Origin of the sequence: Providencia sp. PROV272 (genome assembly GCF_049901975.1) — a bacterium.
GTDB lineage: Bacteria > Pseudomonadota > Gammaproteobacteria > Enterobacterales > Enterobacteriaceae > Providencia > Providencia stuartii.
On sequence record NZ_CP096293.1, the window covers coordinates 71,760 to 88,247 of the forward strand.

The following is a 16,488-nucleotide window of genomic DNA, read 5'->3' on the forward strand; positions in this document are numbered from 1 at the left end:
ATCGGAGTAATCAGTAATGGATTTTCACGTATACACATCATCTGGTGGAGCTTCGGCGCTTTCAATGGTGTTTAACGGGCTTAGTATGCTCAGTAACGATGGTGTCTTGGCAGGATCATTTAAAATCGCTTTTTTGTTATCTATCATCGGATATGTAATAAAATCTGCCGCTGATGGTGGTAAAACCATAGCATTTCAACAAGCTGCCGTATCAGTAGTTCTATTTTTATGCTTCTTTCAAGTTACAACAAGAGTCACGATTGAAGATGTTACAACCGGCGAAGTACGGGCTGTTGATAATGTACCTTTCGGTGTTGGTTTTACAGCATCAATTATCAGCAATACTGGTTATCAGTTTACACGAAAAATGGAACAGGCATTTTCAATGCCAAGCATGACTGAAAACGGTCCCGTTGACCCATTGTATACCCTTGCATCAATGTTTGATGCAATGCGAGATCCGTTAATTTGGTCCAGTGGCGATAGCAAAAGTGCTCACTTAGAGGAAGCTATAAAGGTTTACACAAATCAATGTCTTGCATTTGATATTGCAAGAGGGGCTCAAAGTTTCATGGGGATCATGAATAAGCCATTTGATGATCAACTAGCAACAAGCCCGAACAGAACTATTGCCATTGAAGTAAACGGTAAAGTTGATGATGTGTCCTGTCTTGAGGCAATGAAAAGTATCAGGCTTATGGTTGGCGGACAAGCTGACTCAATCGGTAAAGGTGTGCTCAGTGTAAGAAATGGGTTTAGTGAAAAATGTAAAACATATGGCTCAAAGAACCAGTGTTCACTGCCTTTTGCAAACAAAACCATGACTGAAGCAATGACATTTTTTGGAGCAACTGGGAAAAACCTACGGGATTTTCAAGCACAGCTATTAATGTACCCATTCGTTGTTAATATGCCACAAACCGCTAATGAAAACGCCTATCACTCATATGCGGCAGTTGCTAAATCACAGTCGCAAATTCAACAATCATTCAAATGGGCGTCTGAAGGTTCGTCATTTCTAATTTGGATTCAGTATCTTCAGTCTTTTATACAGGCGGCTGTATACGGTCTGGTGCCATTTGTTGCCTTCGCTTTAGCATTCGGATTAATGGGCGTAGGTTTGAGCCTTAAATACGTTCTGGTGCTTTTGTGGATTCAAACATGGCAACCGTTGCTGGCGATCATGAACGCTATTATGTTAACTAAAACACAGTCTGATATCTCAGTGCTGGTTTCTGGTGCTTCTAGTTTCTCCGATTTATACCATTTGTTATTTGTTACACAGAAAAATATCGCCATAGCAGGGCACATGATGGCATCAGTACCGATGTTGGGCGCATTTGTGGTGTTTGGTTCCTCTTATGCTTTCACGGGATTAACAAAAGGTCTATCAACAACTGGTGCTCCTGATACGTCACCAATGACTCCAGATGCTACTGATTCTCCTGCTTTACACAAGCAATCAGCAGTTACTGAACAATCAGCACATAATGCAGTATCAACGATAACTGGCGGGAATAGCACTGCTCCAAAACTGGACTTATCAAATACGCGACAACAAGCTATACAATCTGCTTCCAGCAGAAATATTACAGCTCAAGAAACTTTAACTTCTGCTATTGATAAAGGTGTTAGTTCTTTGAGTTCTATGGGGATAAATACATCTCATAACTACGGATCTACCATCAATAGTGATACAGGTTTGAGCAATACAGTTAGCAATTCATCCAATAGTGGTTCGATGCTCACAACTGGTAATACATCTTCCACTATTGATGAGAGTGCCAAAATTACGGCTTTATCCGGTGACGCAAGCGTATCAGGTGGTATGGGTGTAGGTTCTCCAGAAACGGGTGGTGCTGGTGGTAAAGGAGTTTCTATTGGTGGTAGCACTGCCGTTAGCGCTCAATCCTCCGATATTCACCGTAATTCCGGAGCTCAAACAACCGGCATAATGACAAATGACTCTGTTGCAACGAATGACGCAACTAGTGTATCTAATAACATTCAATTTGCTGAACACATTGCGGATCAGCTTGATAAACATGGTGGTACTCAAGAAACAGCACAACTTGCTCAAAGCATCCGACAAGCCGCTTCACAAGCAGAAACAGCACAAGAATCATATAGTGATACTGTTTCTGCGAATAATTCAGTATCTACCAAACAGTCTTATACCGCAGGTCAGGTGGCAACTTTAGCAAATGAAAACAGTAATGTTATAGACAAAATCAATAACGAAAACCTAAGTAATGATGAATTTCAAAACAGAAAAAAAGAATACCAACAGCAGCTTAGTTCCATTATGGGAGCTTCAGATGCAGAAAGCGCTGCGACAATATATGCGGCAAATGATACTGGTGGTTTAGCTAATCACTTTGGCGAATTGTTCGGTCCTGCAACAAACCCTACCGGTGCAATGAATGGCGAAGAAAGTAGAAACATGAATGTTGCACAAAATACAGAGACAAAAGTTCAAGAAAATATTGTGAATAATCAGGGGGCTGTTAATACCAAGTTCGTTAATACAACTGCTCAAGCCCAACAGTACCTAAACAGCCAACAGGCTAATATAGAAGATGAGTCAGCCAAAAATAATGCAGGACTAGGTATGGCTGAGCATTATTCAGAATCTAGGAGAGCTAGAGAGCAATTACATGGTAGCTCGGTATCAGAAAATAGTTCTCGAATAATTTCAAATGAAGGTACAAGTGTTGCTACTAGCATGAATGCATTGACCAATTCAGTTAGTAACGTGGGTGCAGACCAAAACAATATAGAATCAGATACAACAGCAAATTTAAATTCTATGAAGTCAGTAAACGCTGCAACTATGCCGTATGAGCAGTCCAACAATATTACTGACGGTCTGGCAAAATATGCAGCTATTGCTAAAAATTCCACCTCTATTAATCAAATTAATGAAGCAGCAACAAATTTCGCAAATACATATTATGAAAATGGTGGTAATGCTAGCCGTGACCAACTTTACAGCGCACTTAATAATGTGCAAATTGAAGCAAGAACTGGGTCTGGAAATACTCAATTAAACATTACCAACAACACATTAGCTGGTGGTAACGGCAATCAAATTCCTCAAAGAAGTCGTCGAGATATAATTACCGGTACTGATCTCTCACCTAGTTCTATACCAGAAAAACCAGAAAAATCAGAAGGTTCTGGTGAAGATAAAGCAATTATTACAAAAGGTAATCCAATGCCAAGAGTAGAACAAATTAAACCACGATAACGGATATAAAAAAGGCAAAAACATTGTGTTTTTGCCTTATCTTTATGATCAGCGTTACTCAAATTGGCATTAAAAAAAACACCAGAAAAACGACGATAGCAATACCTAATCCATAATCTTCTAAAAAACTACCGAAACCAGAACCGTTTTCACGCTTCCTAACATAAGCAGAGCCATATAAATCAATATCATGTTGACGCTGTTCTGCGGCTTGTTGTTCTGTTTTTTGCATTCTCTCCGCATGACACTTACACGAACGGGTGAAGTGATAATAACGCGGTCGTCTGTATATGAAACCGTGATTAAAAGACATATCGCCCCCCTCAACTGATTAATTTATATACCATCAAATCATACCTTATTTGATAAAAAATTACATGCTAAATAGAACCCTTTTCTAAGTATTTATCCTGAAAAACAAAAATGTAAGGTGTTTATCATGTGATGATCTGAAAACCATGAGGAAAGAAAATGATTCAAAATTTTAGGAGAAGAAATTTTTCTTCGGTGGTGACACATTTATCACTAATAGCCTATCTCTCAGTGATGATAACACCCGTTAACTCATTTGCTGAAGTTTCGACAAAACCTCCAGAAAACACAGGTAAATATCAGACAGATAAAAATAATCTGGAGGGAGTTACTGCTGGTCATGACACAGCTAAAGAGGCTTTAAATTTTTATAAAACATTACCAAGCCTAAATGTAGATTCGAAAGGTACTTCACAATTTGGTAAAGGTGAATCTGTCAATTTTAACAATATTTATTATAAAGACAGCTTTGCTATGGGGGTAGATGATGTATCAAACGTCTATGGCAATGATAGCAAAACAAATGAAATTGGGTTTCATGAATCAAAAAAACTGAAAACAGAACAAAGCCCCAAAGGAGAGGCATACCGAACTTTAGTAGGGGCATCCCGTCACTCCTCAATTGACATTAACAAAGATGATGATGTTTTTAATGTTCATAACGATTTTCTCTCAAATGAAAAAAAATATTCCGATGCTATTTCAAAATGCGAAACAAAACAGGTATTTGAGGATTATGTAGATAAAAAGCACATACCTGATTATAAGGAATGCACAAAAACAGTCGATGTGACAGGTGGTTACATAGTTAATCATCCATATTTAGCAGGTTTGGTATCTCATAATTCAGGTCCTGCAAATATTAAAACCTGTGGTGAGACATGTGTTGATATCTGGTTAGGAAAAGTAGGTGATGACTATTGGAAAGGTAACTGCCGAATATTTGAAGATTATATGTCTGTGAATGTTATTAACCCAACCGCTGTTATTAGCGCAAAAATAACCCGCGCTAAATGGGATGATTACATGCAAATCTATGCTGGTACAAGCACTGATCTTGAACAGGTATGGGGTGGACCACACGGAAAAGATGTTTTTCCACCTGAAACTCCTGGTCGGTGCGAACTTTCAACGAGTTGGGATCAGCAGTTAAATGTTGATGTGACTGAAAAATTTAGTAAAGTCCAACCGAATGATGAGGTATTTTTTAAAAACAGAGTATCAGTAACCGGTGCAGGTGAAGGCTTTGCACAATTACGCATTCAATTTGATAAGAAAAAAGCACTTACTAATGATGTCTGGAGCTCGCCACAGCAAAGTGAATTTAACAAGGCTGTAAAAGCCATTAAAGAAGGATTTTGTCAGGATTACACTGTTGTTTGTCATGACACAATAATCCCCGATAAAGACGGTTGTGCTGTCATAGATGGTGTCAAACTCTGTAAAGAGGACTTCGTACCACCTCCGTTAGATAAAATATCACCATTCTGTAAGAGAGCAGAAGTGATCACGCATTGCGGTAAAGAGCATGGGGTAAACAACACATGCAAGAAATACGAGAAGCAAGGTTGTTCGTTTATAAAATCTCAATGTTTAACAGGAAAAGAAGGTGATATTGCTGGTTGCTGGCAATCTAGTGAAACATGGGATTGTGGAAAAGATGTTACCTTTAATAATGGCGCAGTCCATGAAAAGCTAATTTGTGACGGCGCTGTACAATGTCTAAATGGATCATGTTTACGTCCTTCATCTCAAGAGAATGGTGATTTTGCAACAGCGGCTGCTATGTTGAATGCGGCATCTTTTGCATTGGCAGATACGAATTGTGCTGATGCAGAAGAAGCAAACAACGGTGAATCTTCTTTGAATAAAGAGCAATGTGTCATTTTCAAAGGTGAAGCTCTGACATGCCGAACGGCAATGGGAGGATGGGTAGATTGTTGTGATCAACCGGTCGGTGTGAGCTGGATAGAATACGTACAGCTTTCAATGATGACTATGAGAGCGGCAGATGCCTTAGCGATAGAAGCAGGGTTGTTTGATGGTGGTGTAGGCTTATTTGATATGGCAAGCACAGCAGCTATGGATGCGGTGGAAGCTATTACAAAACCTGCTATTTCCGCTTTTAACTCTTTTGTTGGAAATGCCGGTGCTGAAGTAGCTCAAGGAGTCGCTGAAAAAGGCGTTGTCTCGATGACAACAGCAGCGCTTAACAACCTAACAACCAAAGTTGCCGAATGGACTGCAAACACCTTCGGTGAGGCTGTTACAAACGCTATTTTCCAATCCGCAGCTACTGAAGGCGGAAAAACTGCAACTCAATCATTAGCAGAAAACGGAGGGGCTAGCTCAGGTGCTTCAGTAGTGCAACTTTCATCAACGATCACAACAGCCATGTCAGTTGTCGGATATGCATACTTGGCATACCAAATGGCAAACCTATTGGTGAATATTATATGGGCTTGTACCGATGAAGAATTCAAACTGGCAATCAAAAAAGAAACTAAGTTAGCGACAAAGGTAGACAGTTGGTGTTCTAAGAAGGTCCTTGGCGCATGTATCGAAAAGAAAAGTAGCTACTGTGCGTATAACTCTCAGGTAGCCAGAATAATCACTGAGCACGTTAGAGGAACAATAGGATACGGTGATACAAAAAATCCGAATTGTGAAGGAATTACATTAGCAGATATGGATAAAGTAGACTTCACCAAAATAGACTTTTCTGAATGGACCGCAACTCTTAAAGAAGCCGACATGCTTCCTGATTTCAAAGAATTTGACCTCGATAAATATACGGGTTCTGGAAGTACACTCAATGCTGATGGAAAGCGAGTAAACTCTGTCGAGCGATTTACCAGAGGGGTTGAAGGTACAGATTTAGAAGAAGTTAGACAAAGAGCGAAAACAAGGTTAAGTGTTAAAGATGAATAGATAAAAAAAATCCCGCTTATTAGCGGGATTTTTTTTATCTAAATTTATATACCTGACCATTCCGTATTATTTTTGGCTCACTTTTCAAATTGCTCGGCAAAAACAGTACGGTTTCAGGACCTAACTCAACACTAATTTTCTTGAATTCTTCCTCATACCTACCAGTATCGTGTAAATAATGAACACACTCATGATCCGTATAATTATATGAATACTTCAGATTAGTGAATGGTGCTTGATGCACATTTACATATAGATTCTGATCGGAAATATTTCTATTTTCAGTAACAGATACAAATTTAGCAGCGTTACATGCTAAAACATTTCCAGCCACTTCAGCTTTAATTGCATTTGATAAGTATTTATCAAAGACAGAGTTAATACGCTTCGTTTTCAAAAGTTGGTCACTGAAACTCAGCGGTGTAGATCCCCATTCGGTTACTAGTAAACGACCTTCCATCATAGGCGCTCGTTCTTCTGGTGTGCTTGTATCAAAAGCTAAGAGCCCAAAAACAGGGTTTACTGTTGCAGCAAGGGTAAGATCCACTACATTTACTGCATTCTTACTTTGTGAGATGATTTCTCTTAACTGATCCATCCCTTTTGTATCGCTTACAACAATAGGTTCCTTAATTTTTTTTAATGAATTTCCTTTCTGACTTGGTACTAACACAGCAAAGATTGTGTAATTATCCGCATCATCATCTAGATTATTCAACCCTATTGATTTAGCAATTTTGAGAGCTTCACTTCCATTTTCAACCACTGGTTTTGAAGCCTCATTATTATATATCCAATTACTATTTTCATTATTAGCACAGCCGGATAACACTAATGAAAATAGAATTCCTGTAATCATTTTACAACTTTTCATTATTCACCCTTATTATTAATGAATTCATTTTCTTTAGATTCAGAGCAATAAGGACATTTCATATTGCAGGAATCCTCTGATTCGTGTGTAAGATAGATATATTTCTGCCGACACTCAAAACAGCCAGTTAAACCAATTATTCCATTTCGGTAATTGGTTGCAATTTGCCATGCCAAGTTCGGATCAATTATGTGTTTCTTTAATGGATCATCAAAGAAACCACAATGAACATTAAATAAATGGCGGTATGCTTTATAAGCACCAACCAATTCTTCTATTTGCAATCTATTTTCTGGATCTTGTGCAGTCATTAAATATACATGTAAAAAATCAGTAGCAGATCGTTTATCATGTTGATTAGCTAATATAGTGCTAATTTTTCTTAGTCGTCCTAACGTAAAATCATTATCCTCATTATCAATTCCTGAATCATTTCGTAAACATCCATACATACGTGGAGATATTGCTGGAATCTCAGACAATATTACATTCTTTCTAAATCCAAGTTTTATCATATCAATTGCTAATTGATAATCTTCTGGCGCAATAGTTAATTTCATTTAAACACCTTTCCACATAAGCGCGCTCTAGATTTAAGATAGAATAATACATCATCATATTTTTTATGATAACCATCACTATCGACTAATCTAGTTGATATAATCGAAGGTCTGTAAATTGGAGAAATATTTATTTGCTTTGAATACAAAGAAAACAGTATTTCCTTAAAAGAAAACTTATTAATTGTATTGTATGACTGACAATCATTAAACCAAAAGAAATGATTAGTATCTGTGCCAGACATGCTATTAATAATTGCTGATTCAATTAGCATTGTTAAACGCAAAAATGAAACATCCAACAGAGATTTTTTAAAATTTGGGTCTTTCTTAGTATATAAAGACTGAGAATCCTCTTTATAGCTTAATATATAAGCAGGCACTTTCAATCCACTGAAAAAATCTCTCATAATGGAAAAATCTTCAACAAAACAGGTTTTGTCAGAATTGACGACCACAAATGGATTATTATCAACTCTTTCAGAATTACTTAATAAACTGAAAAGTACATCAGTCATTTCAGTGTTGTAGCAATTTATTTTATTGTTCATTTTCTTTCAATCTTTTCCATATGAGCAGAACTGATTCACCATATTCTTTAGCTTTGTTCTTTAACGCTGGATTTGGTGTGTGATAATTACCGATGGCTTGCGCTATATCATTTGGAGATAGTTCAATCGCTCGACACAAGACCTTCGCTGATACCTCAATGTTCTTATCTACATCTAATAACTCAGCAGGGTCAGAAACATAATTACTACCGTTCCAACGCCAATTAATTTGTGTAATACCGATATCAGTCAATGCTGAAACGCTTACATATTCCCGCACTTTTCGGACAGCATCATCTCGGTTCACCGGATAATAAGAGCCCATAATTGGGTTATTTAAAGCATAGCGATGGGGTGCAACAAAGGATTTATCGGCTGTTCTATGGGAGCTCTCTTTAAGAGCAATAGCATAGAGTAAAAGCGGATCGAGGTTACATTGTTTAGCGTGCTTTTCCCACGAGGTATTAGTTAAATCTACAACAGCAGCCTCGCAAATCGCAGCATTAAAAATGCTTAAAAACAGAAGAAAGCGTTTCATCCTCCCCTCACTTATTCTGAGCATATACGTATATATCAGTATAAATTATAGTAAGACATACATTAGTCGTCAACACACTATCTACGACTAATGCAATTTATTATACATTTATTTACAGTATACGTAAACAGAGAGGGAGTAAAATTTCACTTATATTCAACATGTTACATAACAAAAATAATTAGTAGCATGATACTTATTATCCAAAGAAATTAATAACATTCGCATTAAGTCGAAAATAGGTGTTTTATGGCTTACGAAAGACAATTCTTTCTTCTGCACCAAAATTGTTATCGGCACATTTTCAAAAAACATTAAGTCACCAAGGGGGTTTTGGTGACTTAATGTATCTCACATATTAAGTCACCAAAACAGTAGTTACGACTTATTGTAATCGAGACATTAAGTCACCAATAGGGTGGTTACGGTATAATTAGTTTATGTTAAAATGACTTTTTCTGAACCTTTTCTGGAGTGCTGAAATACATGTCAGTATCATATGAAGATGCGTTATTGCTAAAGCTGGAAGCAATCCTTGCTGACTGTGAGGAAGCAATAACTGTATGCGCTGATAATGCGGTAAATCTGATCCAACAGTTTATGCAAGAAATAAATAACAAACAGCTATTCTCCCCATACCTGCCAGTAATTCATAACGACAGGGGCTCAGTACGGATTCGATGGGGAATGGTCGTGATGAACAAGGCGACTAAAAAAGTTGGCTCTATGCGTAATGCTCCAACCACAGGTAATGGCGATTTTGACATACGCTATTTTTCTATTCGGTCAGATGAAGTACGCCAACTTATTCAAAAATACGAGGATAAGTTTAAAATTATCAGGGCTGACATTAAGCAAACCAAAAATATTACTAAATCATTGAAAATGAGAATTACACATTTGAAAAAGGGCACAAGAAAAACGGTTATCGGTGTTACTCGCTGATTTTTATGTTTTTTTTGTTTACTGTGAGCCGTAGGCGATCTTTTAGGGGGTACTGTGAGCCGTAGGCGATCCTTTCCCTGTCTTTAAAAACAGCGTAGGGGCGATTTTGAGAGGTCTTACACACATCATCGTGGGTAAGCATTGGCGCACAGGCTAAAGTGACTCAGAATCGCTTAGACGAAGCATATATGATATTAAAAAGCCACTACTTGCATCCATTCACTTTTTTCAGCCATTTTGTGCAGTATTTTACGAATAAGTAGAGGCTTTCCCTTTGGTGAAGATAGCCAGACACAATAAGCTCTGACTATTTTTCTGTAATTTAATATTGAATCTTAATTAATTAATCTTTTCCATATATCCATACTTGAATCTGCTGATATTTTAATTACATCCCAATTAATACCGTAATTACAATCATGGTTGTTTTTAAGTGACTCCAATACATCTAAACAAAAATTCTTTTTATCATCATCACTTAAATTAAAATAGAAAACATCAAGATCAGTTTTATTAAATTCATCTAATTCTGTTTCACTATCCCAACCGGAAACAATACTTGCATGAATATCTTCAACACACCACGTTACCGAGAAAAAGTCTTTCCCAGTAACAGTATATTCTTCAACACCTATATTCGACTTGCTTATTATTCTACGCGCTTCCTTTTCAGACTTTGCTTGTACATCAAATGAAGCTAGTGCATAGTTATTGTTATTAAGATTAACCTTATACGATACATTATAGGTATTCATGACTCATCCTCGTTTAATTATTATTAGCTGTGGTAATTAATTATATTTGAGAATTAATAATATATTCGTACAATGCTGAAAGCAATATTTTTGTAAAAATGATAAATACAATATCACCACTTATATAAACACAACAATTCATTATACAATTAATTACCAAATTAACAGAATTAAATTAAATCTTAATTATTCATCTTTAATTAAATAATGAAGTTTTCACTTTGACAAATATATATCTTTATTGTTATTTGCTTGATATGGTACTACTTCTATTTTTTCTCGCCTAACGTATGCCATATAAAAAATTAAATTGGATTTTATTAATGAACCTTAATACCAATACTAATATCATCGAATCAATTGAGATAGACAGAGTAATTGCAATCCGAGAACATGCTATTAGCCTATATAAAGAATCACTCTCTAAAGCAGCAGAGGCTATCGAAATATTAAAAACAATTCCCAATACCAACAATCATTTTCCTCACCAATGCATAGAGGACGATTTAATTGATTTGCAATACCCTAGAAATACTAATGATGATGATAACAGAACACGGTTTGAACTTTGGTTAGACAGAAAGATATGGAAAATGTTTATTGATAAATCTGGTATCAAAACAATCATGAGCAATAAACAAATAGAAAAGTTACATTACGACCTTTACGATATGAAATCGCCTATATTCAACTTTGAGAATGCATTAAGCACTTTTACAAGTTTAAGCGCTAACAAAGCTGATTCATTTAAGAATGGATTGATGGATGCGTTGCAATCTGTCTCATGGGATTACAAGAGTAATAATCCTCGCTATCTTGGCAAAAAAATAATAATGGATAATGCTGTTTCAGTTCGTAAGTATTCAACTAGATTTAATAAGACTGACACCGTTAACGATCTAGTTAGAATATTTTGCATCTTACAAAAAAAACCAATTCACGAATTTCAAAATAGTGTAGGGCTATATATATCTGATAATGTGCGAACTAATAATAAAAATTTTGAAACTGAATTTTTCATCGTTAAGTGGTACAAAAAAGGCACAATGCATCTATTATTTAAAAGTGAAAGTTTGATAAATAATACTAATGATTTGATCGCAAAACTTTTCCCCTCAGCATTGCCGCCTTTGTGATACACATTCACAGTCAAGGTATCGAGGTATATCTACACACATCAGATATACCTCAATTAATCCTCACACAGTAATACCACATAGAATAAGCCTCATATAAACCTCAGTTATGCATCACACCCACATCTAAATGATATATTTTCATTTTCATTATGATTTTTACACCCTGATATTTCTCAAATTAATCTCACATCAACCTCTTGCGACACTCAACTCCCACTGTTAAAATTACAAACATACTCAATATCGCATCAAATAAATCTCAGATGCATCACATTAACAATTAGAGGCTTCAAATGCGTATTTATATAGATGATGGTTCTACTAACATAAAAATGCTGTGGGAACAGGATCAGGAAGGTGAAGTAATTAAAATTAGTCCTAACAGCTTCAAACGCGGTTGGGGTACGGCTTTTGGTACTGGCAAACCATTCAACTATACCGTTGATAACGAGAAGTATTCATTCGATATTATTGATCCTGACAATTTGCCAACTAACAACGTAGCTTGGCAGTATAGCCCTCTAAACGCAGTTGCAGTGCAACATGCACTTCAGATTAGCGGTTTACCTCCCCAAGAGGTTGAAATCGTTGTCACTCTACCATTGGCAGAATTTTACGATCAGGATGCGCAATATCGAATGGATAACATCCAACGCAAAAAAGATAACTTAATGCGCGAAGTTCAAGTAAGCCGGAATGAACCTTTCAAAATCAAAAAAGTAACCGTTCGTCCTGAGTCAATTCCTGCGGGTATATCTTTGTGTGATGAATTAAGACCCAATCATTCTGTACTGATTATTGATATTGGAGGCACCACAACTGATATCTCAATGGTTTCTGGTCAAATGACGTCTGTATCACGCATTTTTGGTGATCCTACGCTTGGCGTATCATTGGTGACTAACGAAGTCAAAAGAGCTTTGGCGAACGCTTCAACAGAAACATCCAGCTATAACGCAGATCAACTCATTATTAACCGGCACGATGAAAACTATCTGTTAGATAACATCAACAGCGTTGATGATATTCAGATGGTGAAAGATGCCATGAATAGCAGTATTGAACGACTAAATACCCGTGTGCTCGATGCGGTCAGCACCTTTAAGGGCTATACACATGTCATGGTTATTGGTGGTGGAGCTGCGCTTTCCGCTGATGCAATCAGAAAGAAAATAGCAATCCAACCAGAACGTTTCTACGTGGCTGAAGAACCTCAGTTTGCTTTGGTTCGGGGTCTGAAATTATTAGGATAACGTTATGAAACAAGAGCGTAAAAAGATAATTTTGTATCTTCGTCCCGAACTCAGCGAGGCTGATAAATTCGCAATTAAAAAGATTGAAGAATCGCCGGTTCAAACTGAAGCAGTACGTACAGCGTTACTGGCAGGGATCGCATTAGGGGAAATTGATGATAGATTGCCTTCTTTGCTGGCTTCAATTCTATCAGACAGGACAAAGGCTGATACCTTCAAAGTAATGTTAGATTCCTTTCTAACTGTTGATAGTGACGGCACTCATGCTCACAATAAAGTAAATTTGAGTCAGGCAAAACGGGCGTTACTGACTGATAAAGTAAAAATAGAGAAGGAGCCCCCAAGTCAGGCAGCACAGAATTTGAAAGGTTCATTACCAGATTGATGGGTGGTGTATGTCCGAACAAGTGTATGGTGAGACTTTAAAGTTCTTCGCCGATTGGCAGAAACACGAAAAGAAACGTTCCTGTCTTAACTTTCAAAAGGTAGTTTCCAGATCTGGCGTTCCTACCCTTAACATCGAGATAGCACCTCTTGAAAAGGATGGAACTGCAAGATGGGAACAGAAAATGACTATTCAGTTATCCTTAAAAGAATTGACTCAACTCACTGCATTAGTTCTTCTATCAAAGAAGTATATTGATAATCTAGATGCCCGATATCATGGGGGTCATAGAAACAAAGGGTTGTCTGTCTTTGATAATGGCAAGTCAGGAATGATTTTCTTGATCTCTGAAGCAGGACAGACGCTAGAACACGGTATAGATCAATACCAACGTTTGGAACTTGCTGTGTTCATCGTACAGCAGCTATCCGCAGCGTTAAAAATAAGTTATGCATGTACTGTTGTAACGCTAAAAAGTCTGTATTTGATCGACACTCATTAACTGAGAAGCCTAAACATTTGTTTGGGCTTTTTTTTTCAATCATAAATGAATTTACATTTTTAGCTCTGAACAGCGAGAGACATGAAAACTTGTTTTCGTGTCGGTGTCGCTGTTGAACAAACGAGCAAAGCGAGTGCGTTAGAAAGCATAAGAAAATTGTCCACAGTGAAGCACATCTTAGCATATTAAGATCTTTTCTTTCTTTTTAGATCTTAAAACATTAAAACCTTAGATATGGGGATATATTCATAATAATCATTTAGTTACGATATTAAAGGTCGTCGCTGATGCAGTGAAAGGTCGTCGCTGATGCAGTAAAAGGTCGCCGTTGATGCAGTGAAAGGTCGCCGTTGATGCAGTGAAAGGTCGCCGTTGATGCAGTGAAAGGTCGTCACTTGTAAAGTATATGCGGTTAATTATTAATCAAGGCTCGTTATTTAATCAAAAAAATCATATCCTATTAATTAATATTAGTTTATTTTCTAATTTTGTTGTGGATAAGTACGATTTTCTTAAATGTTTTGTAATATTCCACTACCGAAAAAGTATATTTTTGATTTGCTGCAAAAGGTCGCCGTTGATGCAGTTAATCAATAAAAAAGTATTTTTCTGCTGGTGGCTAAAGGTCGCCTCTGATGCAGTATAAATATATACTTCTATCATAATTTAATTCATATATATCAACATGTTATACAAAAGGTCGCCGTTGGTGCAGTATAGTCATAAAAAAAGGTACTTTTCTATTAAAGGCTAAAGGTCGCCACTTGTGCAGTATATAACGGTGTAAATGCTTAAAATAAATCCTTATATATCATATTGTTACGCTAAAGGTCGCCGTTGATGCAGTACGGTCATAAAAAAAAGGTATTTTTCTGCTGGTGGCTAAAGGTCGCCGCTAATGCAGTATAGAATGGTGTAAGTATGTATATATAATCTTTGTATATCAATCAGCTATGCTAAAGGTCGTCATTGGTGCAGTATGATCATAAAAAAAAGTTACTTTTCTGTTTAAGGTAAAAGGTCGTCGTTGATGCAGTATAGAGTAGTATGGTGGACTTCATTAACTTACTGTTTATCAGTATGTTAACGAAAGGTCGTGACATATGCAGTTTGTCATATGGAAATTTCGTTAACTGACTTGGCAATAAGTCGTCATGGAAGTATTGCTAATGTGAGAGGTAACATACTTTATGTATTTATTATCACAACGTTAAGGCTATTTTCGTCTGGTGTTCAATACTCCACCAGCTACGTATTACTTTAAAGGTCACTTTGCTTTTAGACAAAACAACCTTTAGAATATATACCTATCATGTTGGAATTGAGTCTTTTGTAATGAAAAAGAAGCAAATCAGTAACTTAACACTTTATACTAATGTTCGTCATTCTGATGATTTCAATCTTTCTCTCGCCAGCTTACCTATACCGGCGAAAAGAGTGCTGTTTCTTATTCTCGCTCAGATATCTGATCCTAGAGAATCTGTTGATGAAGATGAAATATGCTTTGAGGTTAAAGCTAAGGAGTATGCTGAAATTTGTGACGTGGACCTTTCAACTGCGTATAAATCCCTTCCACTCGCCGTAGATACTCTGTTGAGCTCTCACATATATGAAGATCTAAGTGAGGAAGGTTTTAAACGAGCTTCAAAAACCAACATTACAACGAGTGCTACATATTACTTTGACGAAGGCTACTGCAAAATATTCTTTAACCGTAGGGTATTTCCCTATTTCTTTGAATTATCAAAAAAATTCACGACACAAAACCTTTTTTATGTAGCTAGATTATCGGATGCTAGTTTGGCAAATCTATATCAGCTAATTATGAAACGTTACTCTAAACGTAATACTATTGCCGAATATAAAACGTCTTTCACAATTGGAGTTGACGAACTTAAGGACGAAATGTGGCTGTTCAATATAGATAAGAAAGGCAATAAGGAATATCTCTATCAAAGCTATAAGTATTTTGGTCAGTTTTTAAAGCGGCTGGCGGTTAGTTTGGGTGAACAAACGAATATCAAGGATGTTTCAATTGCGATTGAGTCACGTAAAGGACGCAAGGCTTCTGTGTTACGCATATCCTATGTTATTCACAATGAAAAAGTGGGTAGTTCTATACCTACCGATAAGGAACTGGACGAGCTCGAAAAGCAGATAGGTTTATTATAGTAATGATGTATAAAAATAAACGATTACAAGAAAAAATTACTCAGTTCAGTTTGCAGAACCAGAATTATAAAAAAAATGCTATGTTGAACCATATTCAGGATGATTTATTTGAAATGAAATCATCAGGCATGTCTTGGAATGCGATTATGGATGCTTTACCGGCTTACGGCTTGATGGTCAGTGATAGCAGTTTTAAAAAATTTTTGAAGAAATCCAGAGAACAAGAATAATAGCATGATCGGTCATATTTCATTTTGTAAAAGTCACCATGAAATATGCCAACATACAAAAGAGGAGGTAGTAATATGGGCGTTCAACCTG

15 protein-coding genes are annotated in these 16,488 nt (G+C 36.7%); 9 read left to right on the top strand and 6 right to left on the bottom strand.

Annotated elements, in window-relative coordinates:
- Positions 1–16 precede the first annotated feature (16 nt).
- A complete protein-coding gene (locus M1E93_RS20325; RefSeq protein WP_023159917.1) occupies positions 17–3,250 on the top strand; it encodes a conjugal transfer protein TraG N-terminal domain-containing protein in 3,234 nt (1,077 codons plus the stop codon).
- A 58-nt stretch (positions 3,251–3,308) separates the two neighbouring features.
- Here the strand turns inward: M1E93_RS20325 and M1E93_RS20330 are convergent, their stop codons facing one another.
- Entirely contained in the window at positions 3,309–3,482 is a 174-nt protein-coding gene (locus M1E93_RS20330) for a hypothetical protein (RefSeq protein WP_159242430.1), read from the bottom strand.
- A gap of 239 nt (positions 3,483–3,721) precedes the next feature.
- On the opposite strand from M1E93_RS20330, the gene traN reads away from it, so the two are divergent.
- Positions 3,722–6,493: a conjugal transfer mating pair stabilization protein TraN gene (traN, locus tag M1E93_RS20335; RefSeq protein WP_023159916.1), complete on the top strand. Its 2,772-nt coding sequence runs from the start codon at positions 3,722–3,724 to the stop codon at positions 6,491–6,493.
- 34 nt (positions 6,494–6,527) lie between these two features.
- Here the strand turns inward: traN and M1E93_RS20340 are convergent, their stop codons facing one another.
- From M1E93_RS20340 to M1E93_RS20355, 4 genes are read right to left on the bottom strand one after another with little or no spacing between them, the layout of a single operon-like run.
- The gene (locus M1E93_RS20340) at positions 6,528–7,367 is read right to left on the bottom strand and encodes a hypothetical protein (protein ID WP_023159983.1); all 840 of its coding nucleotides are present in this window, start codon (positions 7,365–7,367) and stop codon (positions 6,528–6,530) included.
- Complete coding sequence (locus tag M1E93_RS20345) at positions 7,367–7,927, bottom strand: FlhC family transcriptional regulator (RefSeq protein WP_023159982.1); 561 nt, start codon at positions 7,925–7,927, stop codon at positions 7,367–7,369. The genes M1E93_RS20340 and M1E93_RS20345 overlap by 1 nt, the downstream gene beginning before the upstream one ends.
- On the bottom strand, positions 7,924–8,478 hold the full coding sequence (locus tag M1E93_RS20350) for a hypothetical protein (protein WP_159287625.1): 555 nt from the start codon (positions 8,476–8,478) through the stop codon (positions 7,924–7,926). Before M1E93_RS20350 ends, M1E93_RS20345 begins: the two co-directional genes overlap by 4 nt.
- Positions 8,468–9,016: a transglycosylase SLT domain-containing protein gene (locus M1E93_RS20355; protein ID WP_159287624.1), complete on the bottom strand. Its 549-nt coding sequence runs from the start codon at positions 9,014–9,016 to the stop codon at positions 8,468–8,470. The genes M1E93_RS20350 and M1E93_RS20355 overlap by 11 nt, the downstream gene beginning before the upstream one ends.
- Before the next feature lie 486 nt (positions 9,017–9,502).
- Here M1E93_RS20355 and M1E93_RS20360 point away from each other — a divergent pair, with 486 nt between their 5' ends.
- On the top strand, positions 9,503–9,961 hold the full coding sequence (locus M1E93_RS20360; protein WP_023159980.1) for a hypothetical protein: 459 nt from the start codon (positions 9,503–9,505) through the stop codon (positions 9,959–9,961).
- Positions 9,962–10,296: 335 nt separating this feature from the next.
- Here the strand turns inward: M1E93_RS20360 and M1E93_RS20365 are convergent, their stop codons facing one another.
- Positions 10,297–10,716, bottom strand: a complete 420-nt coding sequence (locus M1E93_RS20365; RefSeq protein ID WP_286452078.1) for a hypothetical protein — start codon at positions 10,714–10,716, stop codon at positions 10,297–10,299.
- Between the two features lie 323 nt (positions 10,717–11,039).
- Here M1E93_RS20365 and M1E93_RS20370 point away from each other — a divergent pair, with 323 nt between their 5' ends.
- The 6 genes from M1E93_RS20370 to M1E93_RS20395 all read left to right on the top strand — a co-directional run bounded on the left by M1E93_RS20370 (position 11,040) and on the right by M1E93_RS20395 (position 16,397).
- Entirely contained in the window at positions 11,040–11,852 is an 813-nt protein-coding gene (locus M1E93_RS20370) for a DUF4942 domain-containing protein (protein ID WP_072070759.1), read from the top strand.
- A gap of 296 nt (positions 11,853–12,148) precedes the next feature.
- The gene (gene parM / locus M1E93_RS20375; RefSeq protein WP_071547977.1) at positions 12,149–13,108 is read left to right on the top strand and encodes a plasmid segregation protein ParM domain-containing protein; all 960 of its coding nucleotides are present in this window, start codon (positions 12,149–12,151) and stop codon (positions 13,106–13,108) included.
- 4 nt (positions 13,109–13,112) lie between these two features.
- Positions 13,113–13,493 (top strand): plasmid partitioning/stability family protein, encoded by a 381-nt coding sequence (locus M1E93_RS20380; protein WP_072070758.1) that lies wholly within the window; start codon positions 13,113–13,115, stop codon positions 13,491–13,493.
- A gap of 10 nt (positions 13,494–13,503) precedes the next feature.
- Positions 13,504–13,995: a hypothetical protein gene (locus M1E93_RS20385; protein ID WP_159287622.1), complete on the top strand. Its 492-nt coding sequence runs from the start codon at positions 13,504–13,506 to the stop codon at positions 13,993–13,995.
- Between the two features lie 1,335 nt (positions 13,996–15,330).
- Positions 15,331–16,167, top strand: a complete 837-nt coding sequence (locus M1E93_RS20390) for a replication initiation protein (protein ID WP_159287621.1) — start codon at positions 15,331–15,333, stop codon at positions 16,165–16,167.
- A 2-nt stretch (positions 16,168–16,169) separates the two neighbouring features.
- The gene (locus M1E93_RS20395; protein WP_159287620.1) at positions 16,170–16,397 is read left to right on the top strand and encodes a hypothetical protein; all 228 of its coding nucleotides are present in this window, start codon (positions 16,170–16,172) and stop codon (positions 16,395–16,397) included.
- Positions 16,398–16,488 lie beyond the last annotated feature (91 nt).

Excerpts from the sequence above, each read along its gene's own strand:
- M1E93_RS20325 (WP_023159917.1), top strand. The coding sequence starts at position 17 with ATGGATTTTCACGTATACACATCATCTGGTGGAGCTTCGGCGCTTTCA.
- M1E93_RS20330 (WP_159242430.1), bottom strand. The coding sequence starts at position 3,482 with ATGCAAAAAACAGAACAACAAGCCGCAGAACAGCGTCAACATGATATT.
- traN (WP_023159916.1), top strand. The coding sequence starts at position 3,722 with ATGATTCAAAATTTTAGGAGAAGAAATTTTTCTTCGGTGGTGACACAT.
- M1E93_RS20340 (WP_023159983.1), bottom strand. The coding sequence starts at position 7,367 with ATGAAAAGTTGTAAAATGATTACAGGAATTCTATTTTCATTAGTGTTA.
- M1E93_RS20345 (WP_023159982.1), bottom strand. The coding sequence starts at position 7,927 with ATGAAATTAACTATTGCGCCAGAAGATTATCAATTAGCAATTGATATG.
- M1E93_RS20350 (WP_159287625.1), bottom strand. The coding sequence starts at position 8,478 with ATGAACAATAAAATAAATTGCTACAACACTGAAATGACTGATGTACTT.
- M1E93_RS20355 (WP_159287624.1), bottom strand. The coding sequence starts at position 9,016 with ATGAAACGCTTTCTTCTGTTTTTAAGCATTTTTAATGCTGCGATTTGC.
- M1E93_RS20360 (WP_023159980.1), top strand. The coding sequence starts at position 9,503 with ATGTCAGTATCATATGAAGATGCGTTATTGCTAAAGCTGGAAGCAATC.
- M1E93_RS20365 (WP_286452078.1), bottom strand. The coding sequence starts at position 10,716 with ATGAATACCTATAATGTATCGTATAAGGTTAATCTTAATAACAATAAC.
- M1E93_RS20370 (WP_072070759.1), top strand. The coding sequence starts at position 11,040 with ATGAACCTTAATACCAATACTAATATCATCGAATCAATTGAGATAGAC.
- parM (WP_071547977.1), top strand. The coding sequence starts at position 12,149 with ATGCGTATTTATATAGATGATGGTTCTACTAACATAAAAATGCTGTGG.
- M1E93_RS20380 (WP_072070758.1), top strand. The coding sequence starts at position 13,113 with ATGAAACAAGAGCGTAAAAAGATAATTTTGTATCTTCGTCCCGAACTC.
- M1E93_RS20385 (WP_159287622.1), top strand. The coding sequence starts at position 13,504 with ATGTCCGAACAAGTGTATGGTGAGACTTTAAAGTTCTTCGCCGATTGG.
- M1E93_RS20390 (WP_159287621.1), top strand. The coding sequence starts at position 15,331 with ATGAAAAAGAAGCAAATCAGTAACTTAACACTTTATACTAATGTTCGT.
- M1E93_RS20395 (WP_159287620.1), top strand. The coding sequence starts at position 16,170 with ATGATGTATAAAAATAAACGATTACAAGAAAAAATTACTCAGTTCAGT.